Source organism: Streptomyces hainanensis, assembly GCF_004348415.1.
GTDB classification, from domain to species: domain Bacteria; phylum Actinomycetota; class Actinomycetes; order Streptomycetales; family Streptomycetaceae; genus Streptomyces; species Streptomyces hainanensis.
Genome location: NZ_SMKI01000021.1, coordinates 23,572 through 31,509 on the forward strand (window position 1 = coordinate 23,572; position 7,938 = coordinate 31,509).

At 63.9% G+C, this 7,938-nt stretch carries 8 protein-coding genes; 4 read left to right on the forward strand and 4 right to left on the reverse strand.

Features of this window, described 5'->3' with window-relative positions:
* Window positions 1-56: 56 nt before the first annotated feature.
* From dbpB (E1283_RS03430) to E1283_RS03445, 4 genes are all read right to left on the reverse strand, one after another.
* On the reverse strand, window positions 57-1,154 hold the full coding sequence (gene dbpB / locus E1283_RS03430; protein ID WP_132816348.1) for a DGQHR domain-containing protein DpdB: 1,098 nt from the start codon (window positions 1,152-1,154) through the stop codon (window positions 57-59).
* Window positions 1,155-1,255: 101 nt separating this feature from the next.
* A complete protein-coding gene (gene dpdA / locus E1283_RS03435; protein ID WP_132816349.1) occupies window positions 1,256-2,491 on the reverse strand; it encodes a tRNA-guanine transglycosylase DpdA in 1,236 nt (411 codons plus the stop codon).
* Window positions 2,488-3,630 (reverse strand): DGQHR domain-containing protein DpdB, encoded by a 1,143-nt coding sequence (dbpB, locus tag E1283_RS03440; RefSeq protein WP_132816350.1) that lies wholly within the window; start codon window positions 3,628-3,630, stop codon window positions 2,488-2,490. Before dbpB (E1283_RS03440) ends, dpdA begins: the two co-directional genes overlap by 4 nt.
* Window positions 3,627-4,397 (reverse strand): hypothetical protein, encoded by a 771-nt coding sequence (locus E1283_RS03445; RefSeq protein ID WP_243744575.1) that lies wholly within the window; start codon window positions 4,395-4,397, stop codon window positions 3,627-3,629. The genes dbpB (E1283_RS03440) and E1283_RS03445 overlap by 4 nt, the downstream gene beginning before the upstream one ends.
* Before the next feature lie 270 nt (window positions 4,398-4,667).
* On the opposite strand from E1283_RS03445, the gene queC reads away from it, so the two are divergent.
* The 4 genes from queC to E1283_RS03465 are packed head-to-tail and all read left to right on the forward strand — an operon-like array spanning window position 4,668 to window position 7,142.
* Window positions 4,668-5,378: a 7-cyano-7-deazaguanine synthase QueC gene (gene queC, locus E1283_RS03450; protein WP_132816352.1), complete on the forward strand. Its 711-nt coding sequence runs from the start codon at window positions 4,668-4,670 to the stop codon at window positions 5,376-5,378.
* A gap of 2 nt (window positions 5,379-5,380) precedes the next feature.
* Window positions 5,381-6,016 carry a 7-carboxy-7-deazaguanine synthase gene (gene queE, locus E1283_RS03455; RefSeq protein WP_132816353.1) on the forward strand — a complete coding sequence of 212 codons (636 nt, stop codon included), beginning with the start codon at window positions 5,381-5,383 and terminating at the stop codon, window positions 6,014-6,016.
* Window positions 6,016-6,372 (forward strand): 6-carboxytetrahydropterin synthase QueD, encoded by a 357-nt coding sequence (gene queD, locus E1283_RS03460; protein WP_132816354.1) that lies wholly within the window; start codon window positions 6,016-6,018, stop codon window positions 6,370-6,372. Before queE ends, queD begins: the two co-directional genes overlap by 1 nt.
* 2 nt (window positions 6,373-6,374) lie before the next feature.
* Window positions 6,375-7,142 (forward strand): GTP cyclohydrolase I FolE2, encoded by a 768-nt coding sequence (locus tag E1283_RS03465; RefSeq protein WP_132816355.1) that lies wholly within the window; start codon window positions 6,375-6,377, stop codon window positions 7,140-7,142.
* The last annotated feature ends 796 nt before the right edge of the window (window positions 7,143-7,938 follow it).

A 7,938-nucleotide genomic window follows, 5' to 3' on the forward strand; every position in this document is an offset into this window, starting at 1 on the left:
ACGTCCCTGCCCGCGGCACGGATACATCGGATGCCGGGCCTTCTGAGTGGGGCGCGTTACCCGCTAACGTGCGCCTGCAGGAAGGTGCTGAGCAGGCGCACGTCGTGGGAGGTGTTCTGCAGGCTGTTCCACCGGCGTTCCTCGCCGTCGGGGAATAGCCATGTGCCGGAGGTCCAGGCGACGTGATCCTCCAAGCCACGCAGGGTGGCGCGTACATGGTCCCAATTGACCTTCTCGACCGGTGTGTCACCTGTCAGACGGTCCATGACGAAGCCCATGGCCTGGATGCCGACGCCGTGGGTCAGCCGGGAGTCCTTGGGCCGCTTCCCCCAAGCGTCGCGGAAGATCGTCGCCACGGGCGTCCAGAACGCCAGCACGTGTGCGAGCATCCGCGTTTCGTCGCCGGAGCCGTCGCTGGCGTTGCGGTACTGGTACAGGGCTCCCTCGTAGATGCTGTGCTCCAGCATCTTCAGGATGCTGTTGTCCTTAATGTCGCCCGTGGGCGAGGTGGGGCTGCTGATCCGTCCGGCGAAGGGGCCCTCTCCCATGTTCAGGTGGACCATGAGCCGTGCCGCGAGTTGGCGCCGGGCCAGGGAACGCGGCAGCTGACCGGTAGTCTCGGGCAACAACTCGTAGACTAGGCCCTTGGGCAGTGGCTTCGTGGAATTGACCAGGATGAACTGCGACCGCTGCTCCTCCTGACCAGCGGCGATGAAGCCGACGGCCGCGACGGGAAACTCCGCGAGGTCGGCGTCGCGGATGGCGGCGCTGCGCTGCTGGCCGTCGACCAACCAGGCCGGTTTCTCGTCGTCGCCCAAGGACTCGTCGATGGGGATGACCAACTCGCCAGGCACAGAGTACGGCACGCCACTATCGTCGGCCGCCGGTTCGAAGCGCACGCGCTCGTCGAAGGCGACAACCAGGGCGTTCGGAAGCATCGCGCCATCGGACTCGATGTAGCGCCGGATCGAACGGATGTGGCTGAGAACCTCGGGCCGCTGATACCCCTGGAGCCGCTTCTGGCCGTCACGGCGTACGCGCGAGACCGCAGTGAAGTCGTGCAGTCTCTTGCCGTCGACGGCGAAGCAGTAGATCTCCTTGGTGCCCTGGAGAATCCTGAGCGCAGGGAGTCTCAGCTCGTATCGGTCGGCCACATCATCTCCTGTTCGTGCTCTTCTGCATCGTGATCAGCTGCCGCACACTCGGTAGGCATTTCGATACACTGTGTGTTCAGTCGCGCCGTGCGTTGTGGTGGCTAGGTGAACGGAAGCTTACGCATCCTGGCCTCCAGAACCGTCAGGTTGTGGAAGCCCCGGCGCTTGTTTCGCTCGGATCCGCGGAAGATCACTATCTCGATCCGGTGCTCCCGGCAGAGAGCACACGGACAGTTTTCCCACGGGCGGTCGACCAGCGTACGCCGGCACCGCTCCACCTGCCTGAGTTTCTTCTCGTCACCCAGCAGTTCTTGGTAGGCGCGAAGCGCCTCCATCACCTCGTCGACGCCAACCTCACGCTGGTCGTACCGCCTCAGCAGCCGCATGCTCTGCCGCTCGGCCGCGATGGCGTCGGCCTGGGAGACAACGCCGGCTAGGATCAGGCGCTTGAGGGTGGGGTTGCCGTCGACCTGCGGCACCCTGACTGCGGTGTAGGCGTTACCGGCGGTGTGGTAATTGTTCCGCTCGTCCATGAAGGCCTGGCGGAACGCTGAGGTGCTGTCGAAACTGCTGACGTGGTACTTCGCGAACTCCTCCATGCTGTCGACGCGCGTGATGCCCAGTAGGTGCAGTTCCACCCCGTCGGCACACACTCGCGCGATCTCCTGCAGACAGGCGAGGATCTCGTGCGTCTTCAGCGGGACCATGCCGCCAAGTGCGATGCGCTGGTACCCCATGCGTTGGAGGCGGACGACGCTGTCGGCGTAGCTCGATGGGCTCCAGCCCTGGGCCGCGCCAACCGGTTCGAGGGCCACCTCCCCGGTGCGCAGCCGCGCGTTGCGGGACCGCACTCCGGCGATGAACTCCTCAGCCAACTCCAGTGAGATTTCACGACGCTTGACCCACGCGGGGTCGACATTCACATCGTTCGGGTCGTATCCGAAGATCACGTGGTCGATACTGATGCCCGCATCGAACTGGCACCCGTAGTAGAAGTCGAGTACCTGCTCGATCGAGTAGGGGGGGTGCTCCTCGTTGATGTAGTTGAACGCGCCGCAGTCGCCGAGGCTTCGCATCTCCGCAGGAAGCCGGAAGAACTCCCGCACGCCCAGCCGGTAGAGGCGTTCACGCTGAGGGGCACTGTATTTTCCGGCGCCCTTCACCGATCCGTCCACGATGGCCTTGCTGACCAGGATCCCGTCGTACGGCACGGGTGTCACCGCCTGGTGGGCGTAGAGGTCGTCCCGCTGCCGTACCCGGTATGGGGAGTACTCGTCGTTGACAAAGTCGTACGTCGGACTGACCTGGTCCTGGCTGTCGGGGAAGTAGAACTTCACGACGGGCTCATCCTTGCCTGAAGGTAGGTACGAACCAGCAGGTTCGACAGGGTGCTGATGTGTCGAGGCGTGTTCTGCAGTTCGTTCCAGGGGATATTGAGTTCCGGCCAACGTCCCTTGGTCCAGTGGCAGTGGGGTTTGATCAGCGCCAGCTCCATCATGGTCCGGTCGTGGGCCGCCGACGACTCGATGTCTGCCACGGTCACCACACGGTCCATCACCCGGTCCATCAGACGCCCCATCGACCGGATGCCCACACCGTGCATCAGGCGGCTCTTGGTGGGCGAGAGGCCCCACGCCTCCGGGAAGGTGTCGCGAACCGCGCTCCAGTACACGACGAGGATCTCCCGCATCGTGGCCGCGTCGGCGGTGCCGTTCGAGAGGTTCTTGTAAGGGAACAACACCCCGGAGGGGGACAGCGACTCCTCGATCGCGGAGATGAGGCTGTTGTCCTTGACGACCGCCTCGGACCGTCGGCTGCCTGCGGTCGACGCCTGCTTGATCAGCCCGCAGAACGGCGAGTCGGAGTCCTGATTGAGAGCGTTGACCAGCGCGGAAGGGAGTTTACGGGCGGACAGTTTGGTGGGAAGGCGCGTGTTGACCTCCGGCAGGAGCTCGGACACGAGGTTGTGAGGGAGCGGCGACACTGTGTTGACGCGGAGGAACTGATCACGCTGAATCTCCAACTCCTCGGTAACGAAGCCCGCGACGGTAACAGGCAGCGTCGACCGCTTCGTTCGGGCTAGGGCGAGACTGCGCTGCTGGCCGTCGACGATCAGAGCGGGGCGGGGAGCATCGGCGGACTCCGGCAGGGGGATCTCGATCGTGCCTATGGTCGCCAGTCCATCGGTGCTGTTGGGGCCTCGGCTGCCTTTGAATCGAACCGACGAGGGAAGCGCAAGGATGAGACCATTGGGGAACAGAACGTCGTCGCCGTTGAGGTAATCGAGGATTTGCTTGACGTGTTGCTTCTTCTCAGGCCGCTGGTAGCCCAACAGCTTGCCCGCCTCGTCGCGTGAGATCCGGGCGACATCGGCGACTCGGTTCACCTCGCTAGCCTGGAGGGCGAAGACGTAGAGCGGAATGCCGGGGTTCTGCTCAATCCGCAGGGCCCTGCGCCTGATGAAGTCCTCCGTCACGGCTCCCCCAGGGTCGCGAGGTACTCCCTCGCGGTCCTGACGTACAACTCGGCGAAGCGACTCTGCTCGCACGCCTGACCTCCGTCGCGAAGTTCGCGTAGCAGACGAGTGCGCGAGAGACGCGGCTGGGCGGCGAGTCGCGCACGGATGAACGCCATGACCTGGTCGTCGGTCATCGGCTTGCGGTCGTACCGCTCCGGCGTCGACACGCGGGCCGCCCAAAGCCGCCAGGAGTCACGGGTCGCGGGCGAGGTGAGCTGGCCGTCTTGGCAGTGCTCGAGCCACGACGCGGCCATGCGTACGTTCAGGCTCGTCAGCGTCCCCCCGAGGATACGTCGCAGGCTGGCGTCGGCGGGTACCCGGTGCAGGCCAGGGACCTCTTCGGCGCCGCCGACGACAAGGACGTCCCTGCCTACTGCGGCGAGCGTACGAAGCTCCGCCGCCATCGCCCTGGCGTAGGGCTCCGAGAGAACCGCCAGCACGGAAGAGTCATCCCCGAGTTCCGGCAGCGTCAGGCACCCCGCCCTCTGCTGAAGCAACCCCCACCATCGGGCGCTGTCCTCCGAACTGGCGGTAACTGCGTCGGCGTGACGAGCGCTGTAGGTCGCGGCATAGGCCGGAGCCCAGGCGGACACTGGCTGGAGGCCGACGCCGGCAGACGCCACCCAGAGGTCGGCCGAGGTGAAACCTGCCTTCGTGGCTGCATCGCACAGGCGCCGTGCCTGCGTCCAGTGGTCGCCGCGGTAGAGGTCGGCGAGCCTGTGCATGCGGGGAGAACTATCGAGACGTTCGCACCACGCCGTCACGCGCTTCCCCACGGTCCCCGGGGGAAGGGATCTCGCGCGCAGTGCCGCCGTTGGTGCAACGACCTTACGATCCGCACACGTGACGACCAACGTCAGTTTCCCCACGCGGCCCTACTCTCCGACAAGCATAACTAGCGTTAAGTTGCGGCTACTCTACACGCTGGTTTTCACGTTAGGGTTCAGCCGTACAGCCAGCACCTAGAGACCCAGTCCCAGACCAGGGGGTTCAGTATGACGAGGCGACCCGCGATCGTTCTACTCAGCGGCGGCCTGGACTCCACGACCGTTCTGGCGATCGCCAAGGACCAGGGCTTCGCAACGTACGCGCTGAGCTTCCGCTACGGGCAACGACACAGCGTAGAACTCGAAGCCGCCAAGCGGGTGGCCGCTGCGCACGGAATTGAACGTCACGTCGTGGCAGACATCGACCTGCGAGTTTTCGGCGGATCCGCTCTCACCGCCGACATTGACGTACCGAAGCACGAGTCGCTACACGGTCCTGGCCTCCAAGCCTCAGCCAGTAGCGTACCCGTCACGTATGTCCCGGCACGAAACACGATTTTCCTATCATTCGCATTGGCGTATGCAGAGACCGTAGGGTCGAGCGACGTCTTCACGGGGGTGAACGCAGTCGACTACAGCGGCTACCCGGACTGTCGGCCCGAGTACATGGAGGCATACGAGCGCATGGCCAATCTGGCTACTCGTGCTGGCGTTGAAGGCACGCAGAAGCTGAAGATCCACTCGCCGCTTATCGCCATGTCGAAGGCTGACATCGTCCGCGAGGGCCTACGCCTTGGCGTGGACTACTCCCTGACGTCCTCATGCTATGACCCGGACGAGCAGGGGCGAGCCTGCGGGCATTGCGAGACCTGCTTGCTCCGTCTCAAGGGCTTCGCTGAGGTCGGTGTCTCCGACCCCGTGCTATACCAGGGCGCTTGAGAATGACCTATCTGGTCAAGGAGATCTTCTACACCCTGCAAGGCGAAGGGAGTCATGCAGGTCGGCCAGCTGTTTTCTGCCGTTTCTCCCGGTGCAATCTCTGGACGGGTCTAGAGAAGCATCGTCACCGTGCGGTCTGCCAGTTCTGTGATACAGATTTCGTCGGAACTGATGGAGAGGGCGGTGGCCGGTTCCGGACTCCTGACGACCTCGCCCAAGCAGTCGAACAGGCATGGCCGTCTTCCGCCATGGATCACCGATTCGTGGTATGCACCGGCGGGGAGCCGCTCCTGCAACTCGACGATGCAGCAATCAACGCACTGCATGCCCGAGGCTTCGAGGTGGCCGTCGAGACGAACGGCACCCGCGTACCGCCGAAGGGCATCGACTGGATCTGCGTCAGCCCCAAGATCGGCTCCGAATTGGTCGTGACTAGCGGAGACGAACTCAAGCTGGTCTACCCCCAGTTGGGCGGTGACCCCCGCCAGTTCGAGCACTTGGATTTCCGGTACTTCCGGCTCCAACCCATGGACGGCCCGGACGTTGATGCCAACACCAGGGCGACGGTCGAATACTGCATGAAGAACCCGCGCTGGATCCTCTCTCTCCAGACGCACAAATATCTGGGAATTCAGTGATGGAGATTTTCCGCGAGTTCACCTTCGAAGCCGCTCACCGGCTGCCCAACGTGCCCGAAGGCCACAAGTGCGCACGTCTGCATGGTCACTCCTACAAGGTCATTGTCCACGTCGTGGCTCCTGTCGACCCCGAGGCTGGCTGGGTTATGGACTTCGGTGACCTCAAACGGACCTTCAAACCCATCGAAGCGCAACTCGACCACTACTACCTCAACGACATCGAAGGGCTGGAGAACCCGACCAGCGAGGTCCTCGCCCGCTGGATCTGGGAACGACTGAAGCCGGCGCTTCCCGATCTCTCTGCGCTCACGGTCCGTGAGACATGCACGTCCGGTTGCACCTATCGGGGCGAGTAACCATGCACGACATTCAGAACGAGACCGACTCCCGCGGCATCGAGATTGACGACGTCGGCATCAGCAGCTTGCGGTACCCGCTGTGCTTCGAGGATGGTCATCTCCGCCAGGAGAGCATCGCCGAGATCGAAGTGACGGTGCGGCTCCAGCGTGATCGCCGCGGCACCCACATGAGTCGCATGGTGGCCCTCGCTCATAAGCACCTTCGCCGCTTCGACCCACGCAAGCTGCCGCACGCCCTGAAGGTCGGTGCTGACCTCCTGGACGCACCTGCGATTGCCGTGACGATCGACGTCTCATTGAGCACAACCGTGGTGGCGCCTGCGAGCGGCGAAGAATCCTGTCGAGTCCATGACGTCAGTTTTGAAGGTCGATGGGTCGACGGCGACACAACCGTGACTACGTCGGTCACAACCGAGGTAACCAGTTTGTGCCCATGCTCGAAAGCGATTTCTGACTACGGCGCTCACAACCAACGTAGCCGCGTTAAGCTCTCCGTAACGGGGGGTGGGGACAACCCCTACCCCTTCAGCGTTCAGGAGGCCATACGACTCCTAGAGGGGTGTGCGTCTGCCCCGGTGGTGCCTTTGGTGAAGCGCCCCGATGAGCGCGTTCTGACGATGCAGGCCTACGATCACCCTGTGTTCGTCGAGGACATGGCGCGGGACATCAGCCAGGCCTGTCGTGAACGGGGGCTAATCCACGCAGTGCGTGTACGGAACCTTGAGAGCATTCACAGTCACGACGCTGTCGCCTATATTTCCGGCTGACTGCGCGGTCAGCGATGCTGAGATTGCCGCCGTACCGCTGACCCACCACGCCCCTCCACGGCGATGGAATTACGTCCTGCATCCTTCCCCCCGCCAGCAGCCAGCCGACGCCGCGCAAGGACACCCCTTCGACCTCCTCCGACGCCGCGTACTCCGTGGCCGTCTGACCGCACTTTCACGGAGAGCACCGAAGAGCCAATTTTTCTTGGCCGCTGTCACCGGAGGTCGTCCCGCCGTCATCCTGAACACCGAGACCACCGGCACGTTCGCCCTGAACGAGCGGGGATCGTCCCACAACCGGACCAAGGACGAAACACCCCCGCCTGCGGGGGGACCACGAAGGCCCGCGCCAGAGGCATCCGGCGCGGGCAGTGGTCCCCGCGCGTGCGGGGGTGTTTCATGGGCGCGGTGCCGAACCTGTCGGTGACCGGCTGCTCCACGCACGTGCGAGGATCGTCCCGCCACGATCCCCTTGCTGGACTCGTCCACGCCGTCGCCCCCCACCGACGGAAATCGTCCCCCGGTCTCGCGTAGGAGCGCCAGCGCCGTAGAACGGCCTCGTGTTGACTACCACAGGGCCTGAGAGCGCTCAATTGGCAACAGGCCCGCCGATACTTTCGGCGCGTTCTCGAACTGTAGGGCGGAAACGGCCGGCGGCCTAGGTGTTCCGTCCACGGAGGTTGGTGACGGACGACATGTGGTCGTGGTCTTGAACGAGTGAGGGCCTTCCGGCTTCGGTGTGGATTGCGACATCTCCACCGAGCATCAGAAGGCCCTCATGCCCCACCGTAATGCA

What these genes read in the sequence shown, in the direction of transcription:
- E1283_RS03445 (WP_243744575.1), bottom strand. Translation starts at nt 4,397, where the DNA reads ATGCACAGGCTCGCCGACCTCTACCGCGGCGACCACTGGACGCAGGCA.
- queC (WP_132816352.1), top strand. Translation starts at nt 4,668, where the DNA reads ATGACGAGGCGACCCGCGATCGTTCTACTCAGCGGCGGCCTGGACTCC.
- queE (WP_132816353.1), top strand. Translation starts at nt 5,381, where the DNA reads ATGACCTATCTGGTCAAGGAGATCTTCTACACCCTGCAAGGCGAAGGG.
- queD (WP_132816354.1), top strand. Translation starts at nt 6,016, where the DNA reads ATGGAGATTTTCCGCGAGTTCACCTTCGAAGCCGCTCACCGGCTGCCC.
- E1283_RS03465 (WP_132816355.1), top strand. Translation starts at nt 6,375, where the DNA reads ATGCACGACATTCAGAACGAGACCGACTCCCGCGGCATCGAGATTGAC.